The organism is Brevibacterium sp. CT2-23B (assembly GCF_013168765.1).
GTDB lineage: Bacteria > Actinomycetota > Actinomycetes > Actinomycetales > Brevibacteriaceae > Brevibacterium > Brevibacterium sediminis.
Map to the genome: position 1 here is coordinate 213,786 of NZ_JABBYK010000002.1, position 22,119 is coordinate 235,904.

A 22,119-nucleotide genomic window follows, 5' to 3' on the forward strand; every position below is an offset into this window, starting at 1 on the left:
CCATGACTGAACCCAAATACCTCTGGTACATTCCCAACCAAACTGAGCCCGGACACCGCGGCGATGAGGTGCGGGCCGATCACAACTCGTTGGACACGCTGACCGAGCATGCCCGGGCGGTCGAAGCCAACGGATGGGCCGGGGCGCTGCTGGGCACCGGATGGACGCGGCCGGACACCTTCACCGTCGGCACCGCGTTGGCTGCACGCACCGATTCCTTCCAGCCGCTCATCGCGGCCAGGCCCGGGTATTGGCATCCGGCGAACTTCGCGGCCGCCGCAGCCACCCTCGATCACCTCAGTCGGGGGCGGGTACTGATCAACATCGTCTCGGGCGCCGATTCGGCGTCGGCCTATGGGGACACTGTGACCGATCGGAGCGACCGGTATGCGCGCACTCTGGAGTTCATCCACCTGGTCAGACGACTGTGGTCGGAGGAATCGGTGACCTATGACGGGCGGTTCTACACCTTCAACGACGCCGCTCTCGGGGCACGACCGTTCACTGTGGGTGATCGGACGCAGCCGACGCTCTACTTCGGCGGGGCCTCGGTCGAAGCGGAGAAGGTCGCTGCCGCCGAGGCGGACGTGCAGCTCTTCTGGGGCGAGACCTATGCTGCCGTGGCCGAGCGGATCGCGCGACTCCAGGCGCTGTCCGAGGAAGTCGGGCGAGTGCATGCGCCGTTGGAATTCGGTCTGCGGGTGACCGTCGTCGTCCGGGAGACGAGCGACGAGGCGTGGCGTGTGGCCCGGAACCGCGTGGCAGGCATGCATCATGAGAGCCAGGCGAAGGTCTGGCGGGAGAACCACCGGCAGTCGGTGGGTCAGGACCGCCTCGTTGCTCTCGCCGATGAGGGCGACGTCCTCGACGATGTCCTCTACACCGCTCCCGGTCGCCTCGGAGGGCAGGGCGCCGGCACCACCTGGTTGGTGGGTTCGTTCCAGGAAGTCGCGGATGCGCTGAACCGCTACCGGTCACTCGGGGTCAGCCACTTCATCCTGTCGGACGCACCGTATCTGGCAGAGGTTGAACGGGTCGGGCAGAATCTCCTGCCATTGCTTCAGCGGGAGGATTCGGTTGCTGTCGAGCCTGCTGGCGCGGTACTCGGATAGTGTCTCTCAGTGCTGTTCGGGAAGGGGTTCGAGCTCGGCGATGTCCGGTCACTCGAGCGGCGAGCATCACCGAAGCCCAGCCGATGCCGATGCCCGCGATGTCGTCGAGGATGTAATGCCAACCGAAGTAGAGCGTGGCCACGACCGTCACACCGAAGAAGATCCAGGTGAACGCTCGAACGGCGCGATGTTGTTTCGTCAGCGTCATGAACAGAGCAGCGGCGAAGGTGACGGAGACGTGCAGAGATGCGAACGCGGCGACACCCTGGATGGAGTCACTGCCGATCGGGTTGCTGAGGTAGTCGAGGCGAGTGTCGATGAGGGATTGCTGGAGCTCACTGACCCCGGTCTCGGGCAGCGCCCGGAAGACCTCCGGGTGGCTGAATACCGGGCCGACCGATGGCAGGAGGTAGTAGCTGACAGTGCCGAGCACCCAATTGAGGCTCAACATGGTCGTATACCAAGCGCCGACGGCGTATCTGCGATTGAGCACGAGGACCGCGCCGAGGCTGATCGGAATGAGCGGCAGGTAGGCGAGGTAGGCGATCGACAGCAGGTTCGCCGCGATGCCGGTGCCGAGGAGTTCGTGCAGGAGCACCGCCGGAGTGTTTCCGCCCATGAGCCAATGGTCGAGGCGGAACAGCTGCTGATCGAAGAGGGTGCCCTCGCGGAACACCGGCAGCACGCTCTTGAGATTGCGGTAGGCGACGTAGCAGACGTAGAAACTCAGCAGTCCGGCACCGATGCACAGCAGACGGTGGGTGTTCCACTCCTTCTTGGCGATGTCGACGACAGACGTCGGCAGATTTCGCCACCCGTTTCGCCTCACCGTTTCCACGATCAGCCCGGCACCGATGAATCCGAGAACCAGCAGAGGCAGACGGATGTATGAGGGGCCGAGGAATCCGTCGGGGTCCCGCAACGGGAGATCGAGGAAGAGAGAGGAGAACACGGCGGCCGCTCCGACGAGGAGGGACAGCGCCATGGCAAAGGTGTAGGGCCAACGTCGCAATCTGGTCATCGGAACACCGTAGTGATTCACTTTTAGTACATCTTCGGATTTCCCTCGGAGGCGGCTGACCGGAGCCCCGTCTCGCCCGCGCCGGCGGGGCAGAACAGAATGGTTCACCCACTGTGCGGCTCGCGGCATTAGTGTTGGTTCATGACAGAAGGTCCATTGAACGCGCCCCCGAATCGCGATGACCCGATACCCGAGGGACTCAGACTCGGTGCCCGCTTCACCGGATACCTGCTGGTGATCATCGCGGGAATCACAGTCGCGATCTTCGTGGCACTGCAGGTCGCGCAGATCGTCGTTCCTTTCCTGGCCGGGCTCGTCCTCTCTGCCCTCCTGGTGCCCATGTCGACGTTCCTGCAGCGGCATCGGTGGCCGAAATGGTTGGCGGTGGTCACCGTCTGGGTCGTCGTCCTCGGCCTGTTGGCCGGACTCGTCCTCCTCATCACCTTTCAGATCAGAAGTGAGATACCTGAGATCCGGAAGCAGGTGGCGACGACCCTGGACGCGGCGAAGCAGCTCTTGGCCACGCAGCCGTTCAGAATCACCGAAGCCAAACTCAACGACCTCGTCGATTCCTCGGGGAAGTGGCTGCAGGACAACGCCGCCGGTCTCGGCTCCGGTGCCGCCGAGGTGGGCACGACGGCGGCTCATGTCATCGAAGGCGTCATCATCATCCTGTTCGTCACCCTCTTCGCGCTCATCGACGGACGCGGCATCTGGACCTGGGTCGTCAACATCTGGCCGAAGAAGGCGCATGCGCGGATCTCCGCGGCCGGTGAGGCCGGTTGGAAGACGCTGACGAACTTCATTCGGATCCAGCTGGTCGTCGCGGCCAGCGATGCGATCGGAATCGGAGTGGGTGCACTGATCCTCGGCGTCCCCTTGGCGGTGCCGATCGCCATGGTGGTCTTCCTCGGTGCCTTCGTGCCGTTCGTCGGAGCGATCGTGGGCGGAGCGGTCGCGGTGGGCTTGGCGCTGCTCTTCAACGGCTGGGTGCACGGCCTGATCATGCTCGGGATCGTCATCGTCGTCCAGCAGCTCGAGAGCCACGTCCTGCAGCCGTGGCTGACAGGACCCACAGTGAAGATCCACCCCTTGGCGGTGATCCTCGGGGTGACAGCGGGAGCAGCGGTGGCGGGCATCGCCGGGGCGTTCTTCTCCGTGCCGGTCATCGCGACTCTCAATGCGATGATCCACGCGGCCAAGGACTACAGAGTGGGACAGCGTTGAGACGGGCCGGGCCACGGTTGAACCGAGTGCGGATCGTCAAGGGCGCTCTTCGGCGTCTGCTCGACGACGAGTGCCTCGACAGAGCAGCCGGGCTGAGCTTCTACGCTCTGCTCTCTGCTGCCCCGGCGATCCTCGCCATGGTGTCGCTGCTCGGCGTGGTCGGGGAAGCCGAGTCGACCACGAAGGCGGTGCTCTCTCTGGTCCACGGAGTCTCGGCCGAGGCCGCCACGGCGATCCGCCCGTTCATCGTCGAACTCACCGAGTCGTCCTCGGCCGGAGCCACCCTCATCGGCAGCCTGCTGCTGGCGATCTGGTCGTCGTCGAAATACATCGGCGCATTCGGCCGTGCTCTGAACGCTGTCTACCGGGTCGAGGAGACTCGGCCGTACTGGAAGTTCAAGCCGCTCATGCTCCTGATGACCGTGGTCACGCTCATCGTCCTGGCCGCTCTGGGGCTGCTGCTCGTGCTGTCCGGGCCCATCGCCGAAACGCTCGGCGAGTTCATCGGAATGGGCGCGGTTGCCCTGCTGATCTGGAACGTGGTCAGATGGCCGGTCTTCGTCTTCTTCGTCATGCTGCTCATCGCCCTGCTCTACTACGTGACCCCGAACGTCAGGCAGCCGAAGTTCCGGTGGGTCAGCCTCGGTGCGTTCGTCGCGTTGCTCGTGCTGCTTGCCGTGTCGGCCTGCTTCGTTCTCTACATCAACAACTTCAGCAGCTACAACGTCACCTATGGGTCGATCGGGGGAGTGATCGTCGGGCTCGCCTGGGTGTGGATGGTCAACCTCTCGCTGCTCCTCGGCGCCGAGTTCGACGCTGAGATCGAACGCGAGCGGCAACGGCAGTCCGACGGTGCCGCAGACCGCAGGAATCAGTTCAGACGACGTGCGGCGAACTCGGCGGCATTGTGAAGCACGGTGTTCGTGTCGTCGAGGATCCGACCGAAGTGGAGGAACGAATGGAGCACATGCGGATACTCCTCGAAGCGGACGTCGTCGCCTGCCCGCTGCAGGGTCCTGGCCAATGCCCGGCTGTCATCGCGCAGCGGATCGAGCCCGGCGGCCGCGACGAACACCGGCGGCAGACCGGACAGATCGGCGGTGAGGTGCGCGACGAACGGTGAATGTTCGTCCTCCGGGGTCGGCAGGTAGTCGTCGAGGAGGTTGCTGAGGTCGTGGATGCCCATGCCGTCCCAGTCGCCGCCGTAGAGCCTGCGACTGGCCGAGTCGATGAGACCGTGGCTGCCGTAGATGGGCAGGAGGGCGCGCAGAGCCGAGAAGCTCGCGGGACTCGCCCCGATGATCTCCGGTTCGTCGCGCAGAAGCAGACCTGCGCCGAGGGTGAGAACCGCCCCAGCCGAATCTCCGGAGATGGCCAGACGTGTGCCGTCAATGCCGAAATCCTCACCGTGGCCGGCGAGGTGGTCGACGACCCCGGCACACTCGTGCAGCGCCTGCGGGAACTTCACCTCCGGCGACAGCGAATATTCGACTCCGATCACGGCGAAGCCGCCGGCAGCGGCGAGCACGCGCATGATCCGGTCATGTGTATCGAGGTCGCCGAGGCTGAACCCACCGCCGTGGAGGAACAGGAGACCGGGCAGGACCGCCTCGGTGGTGGGGCGATGGATGCGGATCGGAACGTCGACGTCGGCGGTGCGGATGTGGTGATCATCGGTGCGGCTCATGGTGGGGCCGCCTTCGTTCCACAGCGTGCGTTCGGTCCGGTATTCGGCGCGTTTGGCGGCCAAGGATCGAGCGGCAGGGGAGAGGTCACCGGCAGCAGCGGCGAAGTCCTCGCCGGCTCGGCGGCACGCGTCGGCCCGAGTGGCCTGGACAGCCATGACCTCGCGCATCTGCGGCGACATCGACGCAACGATGTCGGCAGGAATGGTGGCCAGCAGCGCTTCGGTGAGCGCAGGGTCGACGGTCACGCCGGGAATCATCAGCCTCATTCTTGGTCGGCGGCAATGATTCCCAGCTTAGCGAGGCCAGCGGCGGCGGCCACAGTAGGACTCACCTGCGAAGATCCGGAATATCCGCCGATCGACGCTGTTATGACAAGGGGACTGTGACACCAGTCCTTCACCGCCGAAGACACTGCAGGAGCGAACCCTTGACCGAACACATGCGTCGACACGAAACCGACCACGAAATCCCATGGTCACTGCCGATCGTCGTGCGCCGGTCCAAGACCGCCATCGCTCGCCACATCGACGTCCTCGAGACCACCTCTCGTGCTGTCGTGACCTTCCTCGACGATCCGCGCTCACAGCCGGGCGGGGACTGGAACGAGGCCGTCGAATACTGGCGTGACGGAGCGATCCGCAAGGTCGTGCGCCGTGGCGACGGGAAGAAGCTCGAGGACGCACGGGCACTCGGGTGCGTGAGCGTGACCTTCGGCGGCACCGACGATTTCGCTCCCGCCGAGGCGTTCGTCTTCGCACCCGGCCCTGTCGAACCCCTGCCACCGGAGCTGAAGAAGCTGCAGGTCGGCGGCACCGAATTCCCGGATGAGGGCGAATCCTCGATCCCCGCCGCCGAGGCGGTCGTGACGATCGAACTCTCTCCCGAGCTGACGCTCACGACCGGGAAGGCCGCTGCGCAATGCGGACACGCCGCGCAGCTGGCGTTCGAGCAGATGCCCGATGAGGTGCGCGACCGCTGGCGTGAGTCGGGGTTCAGTCTGCGCGTGCAGACTGCGACGAAGGACGCATGGGCGGCGAACGACCAGCAGATCAGCGTCGTCGACGCCGGCTTCACGGAAGTCGATGGGCCGACGGAAACGGTGCGGGCCTCGTGGTGAGGCCGCAGCTCGCGAGGACAAGACCCCCCTTCTGTGCTGATCTCCTCCGCCGGGAGACATGCCGCGGCGATGGTCGGTGAGGCCCGGGCGCCGGGGCTTCGGAGTCTTGACAGCTGACGGTGCCAGGACAAGCCTGGAGGGCCAGGCCGGGCCACGTCGCAGCACGTCGGCTGGGCACATTCGACACGCGAATATTCGTGAGGAGAAGGCACATGGCGACCTCCGTCAGCGACTTCATCATCGATCGGCTCATCGCCTGGGATCTGCACCACTGGTACGGATACCCCGGCGACGGCATCGGCGGCTTCGACGGGGCTATGGGCCGAGCGCAGGACGAGGGCAAGGACTTCACCTATGTGCGCCCCACCCACGAGGAGGAGGCGGCGTTCATGGCCACCGCCCACGCGAAATTCACCGGTGAGGTGGGCGTGTGCGTCTCGACCTCGGGCCCCGGCGCCATCCACCTCATGAACGGCCTCTACGACGCCAAGGGTGACAACGCCCCAGTCGTGGCCATCGTCGGGCAGCAGGCGCGAGTGTCGTTGGGTTCCGAATTCCAACAGGAGATCAACCTCGAACGACTCTTCGCCGACGCCGCGGTGTTCGTGCAGACAGTGGCCGCGCCGATGCACGCGCAGCTCATCGTCGACAAAGCCGTCCGCATGGCCAAGGCCTACCGCGGTCCGGCCGTCGTCGTCCTGCCCGCCGACGTACAGACGATGGACATGGAAGAGCCGGCGGTCGAGCATTTCGTCTCCCGTACCGGCATCGGCCACGCCGAGGACCGCCTGCGACCCGACGACGACGCGCTCGCCCGCGCGGCCGAAGTCCTCAACAGCGGTGAGAAGGTCGCCATGCTCGTCGGACAGGGCGCGATCGGAGCGACCGATGAGGTCATCGCCGTGGCGAAGCGCCTCGGTGCTGGTGTGATCACCACCCTGCTGGGCAAACAGGTGGTGCCCGGTGATGTCGACTTCCACACCCAGCAGCTGGGTCTGCTGGGATCGCGGCCGAGCTACGACATGATGCAGAAATGCGACACCCTGCTGATGGTGGGCACGAACTATCCTTACGGTGAATTCATGCCGTCGACCGGCCAGGCACGTGCCGTGCAGATCGACCTGTCGCCGCGTCACCTGGGGATCCGCTATCCCACCGAGGTCAACCTGTGGGGCGACGCGAAGACCACGCTGGCTGCCCTGCAGTCGCATCTGAGCCAGCACGAGACCGGGTGGCAGGAGAAGATCGCCGATGAGAACCGGGCGTGGATGAAGGAGAACACTCGGGTCGCCATGACCGAAGCCGACCCGATCAACCCCCGCCGTGTATTCGTCTCCCTCAACGAACATCTGCCCGAGAACGCGATCATCACCTGCGACGCCGGGAGCACAGCCGACTGGTACGGCTTCCACATCGAACTGGGACCGAAACAGATGGGCAACCTCTCGGGTCGGATGGCGTCAATGCTCGCCGCAATGCCCTATGCGCTGGCCGGCAAGTTCGCGCATCCCGATCGCCCGGTAGTGTGCACCATCGGCGACGGAGCCTTCCAGATGATGGGAATGAACGGTCTGCTCACCGTCAAACGCCACTGGCGGGAATGGTCGAACTCCACCTTCGTCGTCCTCGTCATCGACAACGGCGACCTCAACCAGGTGTCCTGGGAGATGCGGGAGGCCGGAGACCCGAGGTGGGACACGGCCCAGCTGGTCGAGTCGATGGACTACGCCGGCTACGCGGAGCTGCTCGGGTTCAAAGGCATCCGCGTCGACGATCCGGAGAAGATCGACGGGAGTCTCGACGAGGCCTTCGCCGCCGACCGGCCGGTCGTCCTCGACGTCCGCTGCGACCGCAACACGCCGCCGCTGCCGGCGCACATCGCCTTCGCACAGGCCAAAGGACTCGCGGAATCGCTGCTGGCCGGTGACCCCGAGCTCGGGCAGGTGGTCAAGCAGAGTTCACGGGCCACCGCCGCACGGCTGTTCGCACGCATGGGCCTGACCTCGGATGATTGAGGAGTTCTCTGCACGTCACGAGTACGCTGCCGAACCCATCGTGGGCGGCTGGTTCGCGATCAGGTCTCGGGCGCCTCGTCGAGGTCTTCGAGTTCTTCTTCGGACAGCGGCCGCGTCTTCGTGCCGTTGCCGAATTCGTCGAGGTAGATGACGTGTTTGACCATCTCGCCGGTCTCTTCGTCCTCGACTTCGATGATGTCACCAGGTTGGGTCGCTGGCTGGTAGAAATCTTCATTGACTCCGGTCATCGTGACCACCTCCTATAGGTATCTTCACCATACGATGCTGTGATCTGAGTCTCAAGGGATCCCCTTACTACCTGACGGGGGCCCAGCAACCTGGCGCCAGGTTGCTGGGCCCCCGTCAGGTAGCTATAAAGGGTCTTCAGGGTGCGGAATCGGTAGTCTGAGTTCATGGAACGACAGAGATATCACACCACCGGAGGTCGCGATCGCAATGTCGCCGAGGAGGCCCGCCCCGGAGAGGACGAGTTCCGCGTCGATATCGAACGGATCCGGTTCTCCCCGTTCTTCTCCCGCCTGGCTTCGGTCACCCAGGTCATTCCGCAAGCCGGATCCGGCACCGTCATCCACAACCGGCTGACGCATTCGCTCAAGGTCTCCGCGGTGGCCCGGTCGATCGCGATCACGTTGAACAATGCTGACGAGGCGACCCGGGAAACGGTCAGCCGCCTCGGCGGATGTGATCCGGTTGTCGTCCAGGCGGCCGCGGCCGCCCACGATCTGGGGCACCCTCCGTTCGGCCACCTCGGCGAGAAGGAACTCGACCGGGTGTCGCGGCAGGTGCTGCGCCTCGAGGACGGGTTCGAGGGGAATGCGCAGACGTTTCGGATCCTCACCGCCCTCGACAGCTGCGAGGCCACGGCGCGCGGTCTCAATCTCACGCGCGCGATTCGGGCTGCGGTGCTCAAATATCCGTGGGAGCGCGGGGAATGGACAGGCGACCGGGCTTCGTCGGCGGCGCGGATGCCGCGCGGGGTCGGTGACGATGTCAGTGAGGGAGCGATGAAGTTCTCCGCCTATGCGACCGAGGTCGAGGAGATGGCGGACGTGCTCTCGGCGTTCCCGGCGATCGGGCAGTATCAGCAGACGCTCGAGTGCGCGGTCATGGACGTCGCCGACGATATTGCGTATGCGGTGCACGACCTGGACGATTTCTACCGGTCGAACGTGCTGCAGTACACGGCTGTGTCCGCTGAGCTCGGGCGGTGGCTACGCGATCATCGCGAGTTGGCGGCCTTGGACACTGCGGAGTTGGATCGACGCCGTCCTGGCCATGCGCTCGAGGCGATCCGGCGGCACATCGGGGAGAAGGACCCATGGATTGCGTCGGAGGAGGCGTTCCGGGATTCGGTGGAGCGCGTCAATCGGGACCTTGTCGAAGGTTTGCTCGGGGTTCCCTATGACGGGGGACTGGAGGCGGATCGGGCGGTCACCGGATTCACCCGGCGGTGGATCGACCGGTTGCAGGCGTCCATCGTCGTTGATCCGGATCCGCATATCCGCAGTGGTCATGTGCGGCTGAGCCAGGAGGCTTGGCACGATGTCGTGGTGCTGAAATTCGTGCATTCGCGCTTCGTGCTCGAACGGTCTGACCTGGCTGTGTATCAACGTGGGCAGACGCGGATCATCGCGTCCCTGGTCGAGGGATTCCATGAGTGGCTGCTCGACCCGGATGAGTCGACGCGGATTCCCAGGCGTCTGGTCGATTCCGTCGAGGCGGCCACGCAGGAGTATTCGGATCTGTATGCGCGCAACCCTGCTGCTTTGGGGGAAGAAGGCGCGGCCGGGATCGTAAGGCGTGGTCGAGCACGGGCGGTCGTGGACTACATCGCCTCGTTCACCGATGCGCAGGCGATGTCGGTCAACGCCCTGATCACCGGTGCCTCGGAAGAGCCGTGGGAGGCCGGGCGCGGGTTGTAGGTCTAGTGCGTCGGGGTCGGGGCTCACCGCGGTCCCTTGTCCGCGGTCGAGGCCGTGGCCTGTTGTCGGCGGTTAGGAAGCGACAGGCACGCAAACGACGGGCATGCGAACGGCGGGGCCGGAGTTCTCACTCCGACCCCGCCGTTGGCGGTTTCAGCTCAATGACTGAGCTGGGTCACCCTCAGTGCTTGCCTGCACGGTAACGGCGAGTTGCCCACACCGCTGTTGCGCCGCCGGCGAGGAGCAGTGCGGCGAATCCGACCATGGCCGGGAGGCCGTCGGCACCCGTCCGCGGCAGGTCGCCACCAGCATTGCCCGAGGCGTTCGTGCTCGAACCGGCCGAGGTGTTCGAACCGGATCCGGCGTTGGCTGCCGAACCTGCGTTGGCCGATGCGGCCTGGTCCGAATCAGCCGAAGCCTCATTTGCATCGTCTGCCGACGAAGCGTTGGCCTCGTCGCCGTCGGCCGAGGCGTTCGCCTCTGCGCCTTCAGCAGCTGCGTCAGCCTCAGCGCCGTCTGCCGCTGCAGAAGCAGAAGCCTCCGAGGAGGAGTCCGCCGTCGACGCTGCCGAAGCGGCGGCACCGGCGTTGGCGTTGGCTGCAGCCGATGCCTGTGCGTTGCTGTCATCCGAGTTGTCGGCGTTCGCGGCGGCGTTGGCTGCCTGCTGCGCCGAGGCGTTCGGATCTGATGTCGCATCCGCCGAGGTCTCCGAGGAGGCCTCTTCGTTAGCGGCGGATTCTGCTGCTGCTTCGGCGTTCTCGTCAGCTGCTGCCGATGCCGTGTTGTTGGCATCGTTGTCAGCTGCTGCCTGAGCGGCTGCCTGTGCCGCCGGATCTGCGTCCGCATCGGCGGTGGCCGTGGCGGACGCCGAAGCCGAGGCCGCTGCGTTCACATTGGCGTTCGCGTCCGAATCATCCGAAGCGGTGGCCGCGGCTCCGTCATCAGCTCCGTCGGCATCCGCAGCGGCTTCAGCCGAAGCTGCAGCCGAGGAATCGGCGTTCGCTGCCACCGAAGCGGCTACCGCTGCATTGGCATCGGCTTCCGCGGTGGTATCTGCGCTCGCAGAGTCCTCATCGTTGCTGTCGGCCGTTGCTGTTGCTGCGGCCTGGGCTGCAGCGTTGGTCTCGGTCGTCGCGTCGGCTGAGGTCTCCGAGGTCGCCTCTTCGTTGGCGGCCGATTCGGCAGCTGCCTCGGCGTTCTCGTCCGCCGCTGCAGATGCTGTGTTGTTGGCATCTTCATCGGCCGCGGCTTCGGCTGCTGCCTGAGCAGCAGGGTCCGTGTCAGCGTCAGCCTGAGCGGATGCAGCGGCCGAAGCCGAAGCATTCGCGTTCGCCGTGGTCTCATTGCTGGCATCCGCGACCGTGGAGTCATCCGCATCTGCTGCAGCCGAGGCCGAAGCTTCCGAAGAGGAGTCCGCCGTCGCTGCGGTGCTGGCTGCTGCCGCCGCGTTGGCATCGGCCGCTGCTGAGGTATCAGCGTTGGTCGAATCCGAGTTGTCGGCGTTCGCGGCGGCGTTGGCTGCCTGCTGCGCCGAGGCGTTCGGATCTGATGTCGCATCCGCCGAGGTCTCCGAGGAAGCCTCTTCGTTAGCGGCGGATTCCGCTGCTGCCTCGGCGTTCTCGTTCGTTGCTGCCGATGCTGCGCTGTTCGCATCGTTGTCGGCTGCAGCCTGAGCTGCAGCCTGAGCGGCGGGATCGCCGTCGACGTCAGCGTCGGCAGATGCCGAAGCCGAAGCCGCTGCATTCACGTTCGCATCTGCTTCATCAGCGGCATCCGCGTTGGGATCGGCATCTGCCGATGGATCGGCGTCGGCGTCTGCCGCTGCGTTCTCCGATGCGGTGGCTGACGAATCTGCCGTCGAGGCCGCCGACGCAGCTGCCGCCGGGTCGGCGTTCGCTGCGGCGGAGGATTCCGCATTCGTGTTATCGGTGTTGTCGGCGTTCGCTGCGGCCTCGGACGCGGCTGTCGACGACGCGTTCTCGTCTGTCGTCGCGTCGGTCGAAGCGGTGGTTGATGCGTCTTCCGTCGCCGCAGCCTCAGCCGCAGCTTGTGCATCCTCGTCGGCGGCGGCCGAAGCGGTTGACGTGGCGTCGTCGTTTGCCGCGGCCTGCGAAGCTGCCTGGGCAGCTTCGTTGCCGTCGTCATCGGCGGTTGCCGATGCGGCAGCCGAAGCCGCTGCATTTGCGTTCACATCATCGTCACCGGGCTCCTCCGGAGCGTCCGCGGTCGCACGGACCGAGGACGACGCAAGGTTGATGTCGATGGCGTCCGCGGCTGGGAGCAGTTCCAAACTCACTGCACTGACCGTGAAGCCAGGCCCATTGTTGCCCTTGACCTGGCTCTCCTCTGCCGGATCCTTCGCAGTCGGCTGCTCGTTGATCGTGAGATCGACGACCTGATTGAGTGCGTTGAAGACCGGGTCGAGGGAGGTCAGGAGTGGGTTGACGATGCCGGTGACACTGTCAGCGACCTGCTCGGCTGTTGAGTCAAGGATTCCGCCGATGAGTGGCTTGGTGATGCCGAGCAGCTCGCTGATCAGCGGCTCTGTGATGGCATTGAGCAGTGTGCCCACTGGAATCCCAAGCAAGTCAATGTCGGCCTTGATGGTCGGATCAGTGTCATCAGTGCCTGCCAGCTGTCCAAGAGTGGCGTCCACGTTGATCGCGCCGCTTGCCGCGCTTCCGCCAAGCAGCCTGATACTGGCCGGCAGATCGATGACAAGGTGCACGTCGTTGAGCGCATCGGTCAACGTCTCATTGACCTTGCCGGACAGGGCGCCGAGAGCGTCGGCCACAGCATCGGTGATCTTCGAGATCGTGTCCGAGGTGAGCACCTGGGTATTCGGGTCGAGACCGTTGAGGTCTGAGGCGTCTCCGCCCTTGACGATCTTTGCGAGGTCGATCTGGATATCGCCGTTGCCGAGATCGATCGAGACGATGCCTGCATCGTCCGCGAGCTTCTCCTTGACGACATTCTCGACGACGCTGTTGAGTGCGTCTCGCACCTGTACAGAGACCTCCGCATCGTCGCCACCGATGTTGACCGATGCGAGTAGCGGAATGTTGACATTGACGCCGACACCGGTGAGGGCACTGACTAGCCCCTCGTCACCGATGACCTCTTCGAGAGTGCCACCCGCACCATCGACGACCTCATCGAGAGCGCCCGAGAGGTCGCTCACTGCGGGGCTCGAGACCGTGAGGATGCCATCGGCGACGGCGTACTCTGAGTCATCGGCTTCGCCGTTGCTGTTGGCCGTCGACGCGATCGCGCCGAGCTCGAGGCTCAGTTCATCGACGATCTGATCGGTGACCCCGTCGAGGTTGAGCTGGCCGAGCACTGAAGTCAGATCGACTTTGGCGTTGCCGTACTCGCCATTGTTGATGTCATCGAGATTGAGACCGCCGTCCGTCCCGACGGCACCGGCACTGGCCGTGGCGTCGTTGTAGGCAGGAGCGTTCCCATAGGCATTTAGCGCTCCGCCCTCACCGAGCTCGAGGAGGCCGTCGCCGCCCTCGTTGCTGATGAGCGGGATGCCGATTCCGGGGAGTTCGACTCCGATGGCTTGGAGCACCTCAGCGTTGATCGGAGTGCTGTCCGCGTCCGTGCTGGACGGAGAACTGCTGTACGCCGAGAGAGCGTCGACAGCGTCTGCGGTCAAAATGTCGGCATCGATCAGTTGCCCGTAGGCTTCTGAGTCTTCGTTCGGATTCTGTTCATCGGCGGCACCGGGCGAGGTCGTCAGCAGGGTCAGACCCACTGCTGTCGCCGCGGCGACAGACCCCACCGCGATCTTCCGACCGGCTCCGGGCCGGCCTCTCAGTATTCTCATGGTTCTCCACATCGTTCAGACCCTGATCAGGTCCAGGCGCCGCCTGGACGGAAACAGGCAGTTTCCTGACAGGACGCTCACAACGTTACGGAGTAATCAAAAAGTAATCAGCAGATCACAGGAAAAGTTACCTCGTCGTTATAGTTACGCCAAGGTAGGTTCTGATGGCTACTGCGGATGTCTGCGGCGGCAAGCCCCGTTTCTGCGCGATTCTATGAACCTGCAGGTGAAAGGCTTGCTACGAGGAGTGCGGTCTGACGAACTGAAATTTTCCACAGTCATAGTTAAGTCACTGCACACTCCCTTTTATGTCACGTATTGAGACGCGGGCGGGCAGTTGTGAAATCCGTCTGTGACCGTATGGCGACCGGCAAGGTCACGACTCCCGCGGTGTGGGCGGGACGCGCAAGACACCTCGCCGTCGCCTAAAGTCGACTCAACCGCAGCGAAGACGGCAATCAACGAAGGAGTTGACGCATGGCGAAGAAGGCACGATGGGCTGTCATCGGAGCAGGAATCATCGGCGCCGCAGTGGCACGCGAGGTCCTCATCCGCCACGACTCTGCCGATGTCACCCTCTTCGAGAAAGAAGACCACCCCGCCGCCCATCAGACCGGCCACAATTCCGGAGTGGTCCACGCCGGGCTCTACTACGAGCCGGGCAGCCTCAAAGCCACCCTCTGCCGTCGAGGCGTCTCCCTCCTGACCGACTTCGCTGCCGAACACAACGTCGCCTTCGACGAATGCGGCAAGGTCGTCGTCGCGACCGACGACATCGAAGTGGAACGCCTCCACGCCATCCATGACCGTGCCCTGGCCAACGGCGTCCCCGGCATTGTGCTGCTCGACCGCGACGGCCTGCGCGAGATCGAACCGAACGCCGAAGGCCTCGCCGCCCTCCACTCACCTCACACCGCGATCATCGACTACCCCGGCCTTACCGACGCCCTCGTCGCCGACTTCCGCGCCCACGGCGGCCGCGTCCGCTTCTCAACCCCGGTCAAAAACATCGATCACCGAGGCGGCCCCACCTCCCACGGCTCCGCAATCGTCCACACCCCGGTCGACGCCCAGGAGTTCGACCACGTCATCGTCTGCGCCGGCCTCCAATCCGACCGCCTGGCCGCCCGCTCCGGACAGGAGCGCACTCCCACCGTGGTGCCGTTCTTCGGGCAGTACTTCATCCTCGACGAGGCACACAGCAACACGGTCAACGGACTCATCTACCCCGTCCCGGACCCGAAGTATCCTTTCCTCGGCGTCCACGTCACCCGCCGCATCGACGGGGGACTGATGCTCGGGCCCAACGCCTTCCTCTCCTTCTCCCGCGAAGGCTACCGAGGACTCGGCCTCAGTATCCCCGACTCCCTGGCCGTGGCCGCCGACCCCGGATTCTGGCGCTTCGCCGCAGCCAATATGGCCACCGCTGCCCGTGAGCTGCCCGGGGTGCTCTCGATCGAGAAATTCGTCGCCGAGGCGGCCCGCTACGTCCCCTCGCTCGCCGGAGCTGACGGTCACCGCGCCACACGTGGAATCCGCGCGCAGGCCATGAATCGGGATGGAACACTCGTTGATGACTTCGTCATCGATCGGGCGGGAGCCACGATGTTCGTCAGGAATGCGCCATCCCCGGGAGCCACCTCGGCGCTGGCCATTGCTGAACACCTCGTCGGCATCATCGACGGGCGATGATGCCGGTGCCGGGCGTCGACGACGAAAGGCCGCCTGCCCGACCGTGAGGACGGGGAGACGGCCCGACGATCAGGGTGGCTGCTCAGCCGCACCGACTCACTTGGGTGTGCGGGTCTCTGCGCTGATGAACCAGGCCTGCTGCTCGAGTTGGGCGATGTAGCTGTGGAAGATGTCGGCGGTCGTCGGGTCCGCCGAGTCGACCTCGTCATGGGTGCTGCGCATCGACGCCACGGTTGCCTCGATCGACGCGACTATGTGGTCGATGGCGTCGTGGGTGCTGATCTCTCCATTCGGGAACTCCGGCAGCCCTGTCTGTTCGGCGATCACCGCAGGGCGACCATCCGGAGAGGCGTGGAGGGCACGCATGCGTTCAGCGATCTCATCGCTGCCTGCACGGGCGATGTCCGTGACTTCGTCGAGGTTGAGGTGGAGGTCGCGGAAGTTCGTGCCCACGATATTCCAATGCGCCTGCTTGGCAGTCAGGCTCAGAGCGATGAAGTCAACCAGAACCGTTTGGAGGTTCTTGGTCAGGGCGTCGGAGGCGATGAAGCCGCGTTCGGCGTTCTCGCGAGTGGTCTTCTCTGAGCCATGGGGGTCGGGAACTGTCACTGACTGTGTCATGATTCTTGCTCCTGTTCTCTCCGGTTTCGCGTTGACCCGGAGCCTGTGCCCACCATAACGCTGTCGGAGATGGCACGTAACCCCCGTCAGGATGTGCCTGACTCATCGTCCTGGGCGATATAGACGCGGGAACGCAGCCGCTGGGCGTGCGTGAGATTCTTGAGGTCGATGTCGCTGTCGAAGCTTGAGCCGAGTGCGCCGGCGACGACGCCCATCGCTGCGCTCAACCACGCGATGTCGAGGTAGTTCGTCAGCCGGGCTTCGGGCCGGTGGATCGTCTGGGCCATGAACTCGGGGTCGATGACGATGAGCCCTCCGGCGAGGATGCCGATGACCAGCAAAGCGTAGAGACCGGTCACGCAGACGATGAGCGTGAGCACTGTGGACAGGTTGTAGTAGAAGACGACCTGAGCCAGGCGTTCATTGACCGGGCGATCCCACAGGCGATTGATCGTCAGCAGCCATCCGACCATGACAGCGATGGCGATGATGCCGATCGAGATGAGTCGGAGAGTCGAGAGGTGATGCGACATCTGCCAGATGGAGCTGTAGAAGATGCCGAACGCCCCGGTCGCGGCGGCCGCAGCCATTGCACGGGAGAGTTTCCGCGCCATCCGCAGCGGCTCATTGGCCATGGTCATGCCCAGCACGAGGCGGGTCCCACCGGTGAAGGTGTGAGCGTGGAGGGTGCGGCGGCCGGATTCGGTTCGACTCGACCACTGTCCCCAGCGCGGAAGCCGATTCCTCTTCGCCGGCACATGCCCGTCGGGCAGAAGCTGATTGACACAGCTCATATAGATCTTGAGCAGACGGCGCTTGGTCGTCATCGCACCGAGGGTGGGGCAGGAGATCACGGCGACTTTTCGGGCGGGCAGCACCTCGGCGATCAGTGGTTTGCCCTGGGTGTGGCGGGGAATGTCGGTGAGCATGATGACGAGATCGGCATCGGGATACTGGGCGACGATCGCGTCCAAGGTGGACAGCTCCAGCTGGTGGTCGGCCTGGACACGCAACGTCTTCGTGCACACATCGACAGTGACCTCGGTCTCGAAGTCCTGTTGGAGGTGGTCGAGGAACTCGTCCTGGATCGAGGCCACACGGCGGCTCGGGGGACCGGGATCGGAGATGAGGAGGACGTGCATTTTCCCACTGTGGCAGGGGCTTCTCCCGCATGGCCAGAGCGGCGGCGAATTCCGACGCTTTCCCCACCGCGCATTCAGCCCGAATCTGAACTCGGACACCTGAACGCGTATTCTGATACCGACGTGTCGACGAGACGAAGGAGGACGCGGTCAATGGCAGTTCTGGTGACCGGAGGGGCAGGCTACATCGGTTCGCACGTGGTGCGGCTGCTCACCGAACGCGGAGACGACGTGCTCGTCGTCGATGATTTCTCCACCGGCATCGACGCTCGCGTCGAAGGCCTGCCCGTGGTCAACCTCGACCTCGCCGCCGCCGACGCCGAGGAACGCCTGGTGTCCGCGATCAGGGAACACGGCGTCGACTCGATCATCCACTTCGCCGCGAAGAAGCAGGTCGGCGAATCCGTCGAAGAGCCGGTCATGTACTACCGGCAGAACATCGGCGCGCTGACGAATATCCTCTCAGCCGTCGAAGCGACCGGCATCGAATCGCTCGTCTTCTCCTCCTCAGCGGCGACCTACGGCATGCCCGATGTCGACATGGTGCCCGAGGACCTCGAGTGCCGACCCATCAACCCCTACGGCCAGACGAAGCTCATCGGCGAGTGGATGATCGACAACCAGATCACCGCCTCGCAGATGCGGGGAACCACGTTCAATGCCGTGAAGCTGCGCTACTTCAACGTCGCCGGCGCCGGCTGGAACGAACTCGCAGACACCGCCGTCATGAACCTCATCCCGATCGTGCTCGGACGGCTGAAGGACGGCAAGGCGCCGATCATCTTCGGCGACGACTACGACACCCCCGACGGCACATGCATCCGCGACTACGTCCACGTCAAGGACCTCGCCGAGGCGCATATCGCCGCCCTCGACTACATGAAGGCCGGCGGCACCACGGAGACCGTGTTCAACGTCGGCACCGGAACCGGCGCCTCGGTGAAGGAAGTCATCGACACCATCGCCGAGGTGACCGGCCGTGACATCGTCCCCGACATGGGCGAGCGTCGCGCAGGTGATCCGCCTGCGTTGGTCGCCGATGTCACCCGGATCTCCGCCCTGCTCAGCTGGAAGGCCGAGTTCGGTCTCGAGGAGATCGTCCGCAGCGCCGTCGAGGCCGCCGGGATGCTACCCGAACTTGACTGATGAACCAGCCGGGCCCATCCGCGACAGCGCTTCAGTGGGTCCGAGCACGCTCCGCGCCAGGGCAGGAGCTGCCGGCCGAGGCGCGAGTGGCACTGCATTTCCATCCCGGTGCTGATGCTTCGGGGGCCGGAGTGCTCGCGTCGATCCTCGACTGTGGGCAGTATGTGTCCCAATTCGTCACGGGCACGAGCAACGGGGGCCTGACCGCCGTTCCCGGTGGCGACCGATGGCATTGGGAGCAGAGGATATTCGGCGGAGCCTATGACCATGCGGAGGTGCACCACCGACCGGTCTATGGAGCTCTTGACCTCGACGGCGACCCCTATGGTCCAGCACCGCGATTCGGGTCGTCCTACCTGAGGCTTCGACCGGAGACACTGGTAAGAGCGACCTTTGCCTATCCCGATAGCACTTTCGGCCCGGAACTCTTCGGTGTCGCTGATCGCATGGGACTCATTGCTCACTTTCGTCGCGACGAGTTTGCGGACGATGGGGCTGCCGCTCAATCGGGCGGTATGTATCGCGACAGTCTCGACCACTACATCGAGGCTCATGTCCATGGAGGGGTGAAGGTGCCCGAAGACGTTGAAGCATTAGTCGTCGATCCCAGCTTCGACGATCACGCGGTGCTGGAGACGGCGGACCGCTGTGGTCTCGCCGTCGAGACTCATCCGGGCTATGTCGCCGAGGTTGCCGAAATCGCCGCGCATCCGGACTATCGGGGCCAGGAGGTGGCGGATCTCGCGCACCGAGTCGCCGAGGTTATGGGGAATTCGGCGCAGCTGAGACCTATCGATATCGCACGCGCCCGCCGGGCGTGGGATCTCGACGGGCAGCAGTTAAAGAAGGTCTGGCACTGCCTCGCGCGATTCGGACGGACCTGGTGAAACCACGCTGTCACTCAGCGGATTTCATTTCGCTTTCGACGACCCATTTGTGGTTCGTCATCTCCATCTCATCTGTCGTGATGTCGACCATGTAAACGGTCTCGTCGGTCGCTGAGTCGATGGTCGCCTCGGCGCCCTTCATGCCGGGCATATGGTCGGCATTGACCGTGACCTTCGCGCCCTTACCCAGCGGCGCTTTGCCCGGGTCCTCAAGCTCTTCGTGGACGACCCACTTGTGATCCCTGACCGGCTCTCCGCCATCGGTCGGTGTGTAGCTGATCGAATAGGTTGTCGTGTCGAACGCGCCGGAGACGGTTGCCTCGGCGTCCTTCATCCCCGGCATATGATCGGCAGAGAGAACGACTGTGTCGCCGACGTCGAATTTGGGATCGGCGGCCTTCGTGATTCCCTCGGGCGGGTCGCCGCCATCGGCTGAGTGTCCTTCGTGACCGCCTGATTCGTGTCCTGAATCGCCGCTGTCCATGTCTTCGTGATCGGATCCGCTGGATTCGTCTGATGCGGACTCGTGACTTCCGTGGGAGCCTTCGCCGTCGGATCCCCGGGTGTCATCATTCGCAGTCGAACAGCCTGCCAATGCCAGTCCGAGTGCTGCGATGACTGCCGCAGATCGGATGGTCGGTGAGAGCTTCTTCATAAGTGGTCTCCTGGTTCTGCGAGACGGTCGCGTCGGTTTCACTCAGCGGCAGATGGGACCACTTCACGGCATCCCATCCCATGGACCCGCCATGCACACCCTATACCCCTGAAGGGTATGATTGCCAAGACGACAGAGGTGCTCTGCACCCGTAGTGAGATGGGGATATATATGAGAACGACGCGATTCGTGCTAGGGACGGCGGCCCTCGCTCTTGCCCTGACTGGGTGTTCTGCTTCTGACCCTGGAAGTGAATCATCGACAGATTCAGGAGAGTCTGCAGCAGTGAAGCCGGGTTTGGCCGAAGAACTGCTGGCGGACCTCGACCTGGCCGACGAAGACGTCACAGGAGTCATCGATCAGCTCGATCGCCTCCCAGTCGACGAACGGCCCACCGGCCTCATGGCCTCGGTCCAGACCGACGAACTCGTCCTCACCGACGGCCAGCAGGAGGCAACGATGGCATTGCCGCAAGGCAAGAGCTACGTGTCCATCGCTCCCTTCGTCGATGAGACGCACGACTGCTACTACCACAGCCTCACGACCTGCCTCGGCGAGATGAGCGGAGAGGACGTGGACGTAGTGATCACCGACTCAGAGACTGGAGAAGCGGTGGTCGACGAATCGACGACGACCTTCGACAACGGATTCGTCGGGTTCTGGGTGCCGTCCGACATCAGCGGCACCATCCGAATCACCGCTGAAGGCAGGAGCGGTTCTACCGAATTCTCGACGAAGAGCGACGGACCCACCTGCGTGACCGACCTCCAACTGCAGTAAGCGCGAGAATAGGAGACCGGCCGCTTTCACTCACTCAACAGGAGAACTGTCATGCCCCACCACATCGTCATCGGAGCAGGGTTGGCCGGTGCCGCTGCCGCGTATTCACTGACCGCGCGGGGCGAGGACGTCACCGTGCTCGAACGGCATACCCCGGCCAACGACCGTGGCAGCTCCCATGGTTCGGCCCGCATCTTCCGCTATGCCTATCGGGATCGTTTCTACACCGAACTCGTCGTGCGTGCGCGTGAGCTGTGGGACGACCTCGAAGCGAAATCGGGAGCTGAGCTGATCACTCGCACGGGGGCGCTCGACTTCGGCGACGCCCGGCACACTGATCTGCTCGCCGAGATCTTCGATGATGTCGGCGTTGAGTACGAGGTCCTCGACCCTGAGAGTGCCGCGGAACGGTGGCCGCAGTTCGCCTTCGACACCGACGTGCTGTGGCACCCCGACGCCGGCGTCATCGATGCCGAGACCACGGTGACCACCATGCTCGACCGTGCGGTGGACACCGGACGTGCCCGGATCCTCACAGATTGGACGGTCACCGAGGTGGCCCGACGATCCGCGGGCGGCTTCAGTGTCATCTCGGCGCCGGGGGACATTGTCGAAGGTGACCGCGTCATCGTCGCGGCGGGAGGGTGGCTGCCCGACCTCCTCGGCGATCTTGGTCTTCCGCAAGCGTTCCTCGAGGCGCTGCCGACATTCGAAGTCCGGCAGGAACAGGCGTTTCACATGCCCTACCGTGATGCCGGTGCGGACGGTCGGCCGAGCACACCGTGGCCGACGTTCATCCACAAATCCGGGGAGATGTTCACCTACGGACTGCCCGGCGGGCGGGACGCCGGTTTCGCGGGGCAGAAGTTCGCGCAGTTCAACGGTGGCAAGGTCATCGATTCGGCTCTTGACCAGGACGGACAGATCACCGAGGAGATGCGGGCTCGGATGATCGACTATGCGAAGCGGAACCTGCCGGGACTCATTCCGGAACCGTATGCGGAGACGACGTGTCTGTTCACGAACACTCCGAACGAGGATTTCGTCATCGACGAAGTCGACGGTCTCGTCATCGTCTCGGCCTGTTCGGGGCACGGGGCGAAATTCGCGCCGCTGCTCGGCGAATTTGCCGCCGACTTCGCTACGGGTGCCGGCGATGTTCCGGATCGGTTCCGGGTGGGCGGCGCTTCGACGATGTGATCTGGCGGCGAGGTGTCTCAGCGTCCTGTCGCGATGAATTG

At 64.3% G+C, this 22,119-nt stretch carries 18 protein-coding genes; 11 read left to right on the plus strand and 7 right to left on the minus strand.

Annotation, left to right across the window (positions count from 1 at the left end; genetic code table 11):
* Positions 1-2: 2 nt before the first annotated feature.
* Positions 3-1,112, plus strand: coding sequence for an LLM class flavin-dependent oxidoreductase (locus tag HIM68_RS06095; protein ID WP_172170674.1), 1,110 nt, complete (start codon positions 3-5; stop codon positions 1,110-1,112).
* Here HIM68_RS06095 and HIM68_RS06100 read toward each other — a convergent pair.
* The gene (locus HIM68_RS06100) at positions 994-2,133 is read right to left on the minus strand and encodes a phosphatase PAP2 family protein (RefSeq protein ID WP_253903776.1); all 1,140 of its coding nucleotides are present in this window, start codon (positions 2,131-2,133) and stop codon (positions 994-996) included. The genes HIM68_RS06095 and HIM68_RS06100 overlap by 119 nt on opposite strands.
* 141 nt (positions 2,134-2,274) lie before the next feature.
* Here HIM68_RS06100 and HIM68_RS06105 point away from each other — a divergent pair, with 141 nt between their 5' ends.
* Complete coding sequence (locus tag HIM68_RS06105; RefSeq protein WP_172170676.1) at positions 2,275-3,360, plus strand: AI-2E family transporter; 1,086 nt, start codon at positions 2,275-2,277, stop codon at positions 3,358-3,360.
* A 26-nt stretch (positions 3,361-3,386) separates the two neighbouring features.
* Positions 3,387-4,271, plus strand: a complete 885-nt coding sequence (locus HIM68_RS06110) for a YihY/virulence factor BrkB family protein (RefSeq protein ID WP_172170678.1) — start codon at positions 3,387-3,389, stop codon at positions 4,269-4,271.
* Here the strand turns inward: HIM68_RS06110 and HIM68_RS06115 are convergent.
* Positions 4,232-5,293, minus strand: a complete 1,062-nt coding sequence (locus HIM68_RS06115; RefSeq protein ID WP_367647453.1) for an alpha/beta hydrolase fold domain-containing protein — start codon at positions 5,291-5,293, stop codon at positions 4,232-4,234. The two genes, HIM68_RS06110 and HIM68_RS06115, sit on opposite strands and share 40 nt — an antisense overlap.
* 182 nt (positions 5,294-5,475) lie before the next feature.
* On the opposite strand from HIM68_RS06115, the gene HIM68_RS06120 reads away from it, so the two are divergent.
* Positions 5,476-6,165, plus strand: coding sequence for a peptidyl-tRNA hydrolase (locus tag HIM68_RS06120; protein WP_253903777.1), 690 nt, complete (start codon positions 5,476-5,478; stop codon positions 6,163-6,165).
* 212 nt (positions 6,166-6,377) lie between these two features.
* Entirely contained in the window at positions 6,378-8,180 is a 1,803-nt protein-coding gene (locus tag HIM68_RS06125) for a thiamine pyrophosphate-requiring protein (protein ID WP_172170680.1), read from the plus strand.
* Positions 8,181-8,239: 59 nt separating this feature from the next.
* Here the strand turns inward: HIM68_RS06125 and HIM68_RS06130 are convergent, their stop codons facing one another.
* Positions 8,240-8,428 (minus strand): hypothetical protein, encoded by a 189-nt coding sequence (locus HIM68_RS06130; RefSeq protein WP_139468354.1) that lies wholly within the window; start codon positions 8,426-8,428, stop codon positions 8,240-8,242.
* A 165-nt stretch (positions 8,429-8,593) separates the two neighbouring features.
* On the opposite strand from HIM68_RS06130, the gene dgt reads away from it, so the two are divergent.
* Positions 8,594-10,123, plus strand: a complete 1,530-nt coding sequence (gene dgt, locus HIM68_RS06135) for a deoxyguanosinetriphosphate triphosphohydrolase family protein (RefSeq protein ID WP_172170682.1) — start codon at positions 8,594-8,596, stop codon at positions 10,121-10,123.
* Between the two features lie 181 nt (positions 10,124-10,304).
* Here the strand turns inward: dgt and HIM68_RS06140 are convergent, their stop codons facing one another.
* Positions 10,305-13,955 carry a choice-of-anchor G family protein gene (locus HIM68_RS06140; protein ID WP_172170684.1) on the minus strand — a complete coding sequence of 1,217 codons (3,651 nt, stop codon included), beginning with the start codon at positions 13,953-13,955 and terminating at the stop codon, positions 10,305-10,307.
* Positions 13,956-14,432: 477 nt separating this feature from the next.
* On the opposite strand from HIM68_RS06140, the gene lhgO reads away from it, so the two are divergent.
* Positions 14,433-15,647 (plus strand): L-2-hydroxyglutarate oxidase, encoded by a 1,215-nt coding sequence (gene lhgO, locus HIM68_RS06145; RefSeq protein WP_172170686.1) that lies wholly within the window; start codon positions 14,433-14,435, stop codon positions 15,645-15,647.
* Between the two features lie 96 nt (positions 15,648-15,743).
* Here the strand turns inward: lhgO and HIM68_RS06150 are convergent, their stop codons facing one another.
* Both HIM68_RS06150 and HIM68_RS06155 read right to left on the minus strand, forming a co-directional pair.
* Positions 15,744-16,268, minus strand: coding sequence for a Dps family protein (locus HIM68_RS06150; protein WP_172170688.1), 525 nt, complete (start codon positions 16,266-16,268; stop codon positions 15,744-15,746).
* A gap of 86 nt (positions 16,269-16,354) precedes the next feature.
* Positions 16,355-17,410, minus strand: a complete 1,056-nt coding sequence (locus HIM68_RS06155) for a hypothetical protein (RefSeq protein WP_172170690.1) — start codon at positions 17,408-17,410, stop codon at positions 16,355-16,357.
* Positions 17,411-17,563: 153 nt separating this feature from the next.
* Between HIM68_RS06155 and galE the strand changes: the two genes are divergently transcribed.
* Together galE and HIM68_RS06165 are read left to right on the plus strand one after the other, a co-directional pair.
* Positions 17,564-18,556 carry a UDP-glucose 4-epimerase GalE gene (galE, locus tag HIM68_RS06160; protein WP_172170692.1) on the plus strand — a complete coding sequence of 331 codons (993 nt, stop codon included), beginning with the start codon at positions 17,564-17,566 and terminating at the stop codon, positions 18,554-18,556.
* A gap of 86 nt (positions 18,557-18,642) precedes the next feature.
* A complete protein-coding gene (locus HIM68_RS06165) occupies positions 18,643-19,443 on the plus strand; it encodes a DUF3626 domain-containing protein (RefSeq protein WP_367647454.1) in 801 nt (266 codons plus the stop codon).
* A 10-nt stretch (positions 19,444-19,453) separates the two neighbouring features.
* On the opposite strand, the gene HIM68_RS06170 is transcribed toward HIM68_RS06165, so the two are convergent.
* Positions 19,454-20,098, minus strand: coding sequence for a YdhK family protein (locus tag HIM68_RS06170; RefSeq protein ID WP_172170696.1), 645 nt, complete (start codon positions 20,096-20,098; stop codon positions 19,454-19,456).
* 285 nt (positions 20,099-20,383) lie between these two features.
* Between HIM68_RS06170 and HIM68_RS06175 the strand changes: the two genes are divergently transcribed.
* The gene (locus tag HIM68_RS06175; protein WP_367647455.1) at positions 20,384-20,878 is read left to right on the plus strand and encodes a CueP family metal-binding protein; all 495 of its coding nucleotides are present in this window, start codon (positions 20,384-20,386) and stop codon (positions 20,876-20,878) included.
* Positions 20,879-20,929: 51 nt separating this feature from the next.
* A complete protein-coding gene (locus HIM68_RS06180) occupies positions 20,930-22,078 on the plus strand; it encodes an FAD-dependent oxidoreductase (RefSeq protein WP_172170700.1) in 1,149 nt (382 codons plus the stop codon).
* Positions 22,079-22,119 lie beyond the last annotated feature (41 nt).

Excerpts from the sequence above, each read along its gene's own strand:
- HIM68_RS06095 (WP_172170674.1), top strand. The coding sequence starts at position 3 with ATGACTGAACCCAAATACCTCTGGTACATTCCCAACCAAACTGAGCCC.
- HIM68_RS06100 (WP_253903776.1), bottom strand. The coding sequence starts at position 2,133 with ATGACCAGATTGCGACGTTGGCCCTACACCTTTGCCATGGCGCTGTCC.
- HIM68_RS06105 (WP_172170676.1), top strand. The coding sequence starts at position 2,275 with ATGACAGAAGGTCCATTGAACGCGCCCCCGAATCGCGATGACCCGATA.
- HIM68_RS06125 (WP_172170680.1), top strand. The coding sequence starts at position 6,378 with ATGGCGACCTCCGTCAGCGACTTCATCATCGATCGGCTCATCGCCTGG.
- HIM68_RS06130 (WP_139468354.1), bottom strand. The coding sequence starts at position 8,428 with ATGACCGGAGTCAATGAAGATTTCTACCAGCCAGCGACCCAACCTGGT.
- dgt (WP_172170682.1), top strand. The coding sequence starts at position 8,594 with ATGGAACGACAGAGATATCACACCACCGGAGGTCGCGATCGCAATGTC.
- HIM68_RS06140 (WP_172170684.1), bottom strand. The coding sequence starts at position 13,955 with ATGAGAATACTGAGAGGCCGGCCCGGAGCCGGTCGGAAGATCGCGGTG.
- lhgO (WP_172170686.1), top strand. The coding sequence starts at position 14,433 with ATGGCGAAGAAGGCACGATGGGCTGTCATCGGAGCAGGAATCATCGGC.
- HIM68_RS06150 (WP_172170688.1), bottom strand. The coding sequence starts at position 16,268 with ATGACACAGTCAGTGACAGTTCCCGACCCCCATGGCTCAGAGAAGACC.
- HIM68_RS06155 (WP_172170690.1), bottom strand. The coding sequence starts at position 17,410 with ATGCACGTCCTCCTCATCTCCGATCCCGGTCCCCCGAGCCGCCGTGTG.
- galE (WP_172170692.1), top strand. The coding sequence starts at position 17,564 with ATGGCAGTTCTGGTGACCGGAGGGGCAGGCTACATCGGTTCGCACGTG.
- HIM68_RS06170 (WP_172170696.1), bottom strand. The coding sequence starts at position 20,098 with ATGAAGAAGCTCTCACCGACCATCCGATCTGCGGCAGTCATCGCAGCA.
- HIM68_RS06180 (WP_172170700.1), top strand. The coding sequence starts at position 20,930 with ATGCCCCACCACATCGTCATCGGAGCAGGGTTGGCCGGTGCCGCTGCC.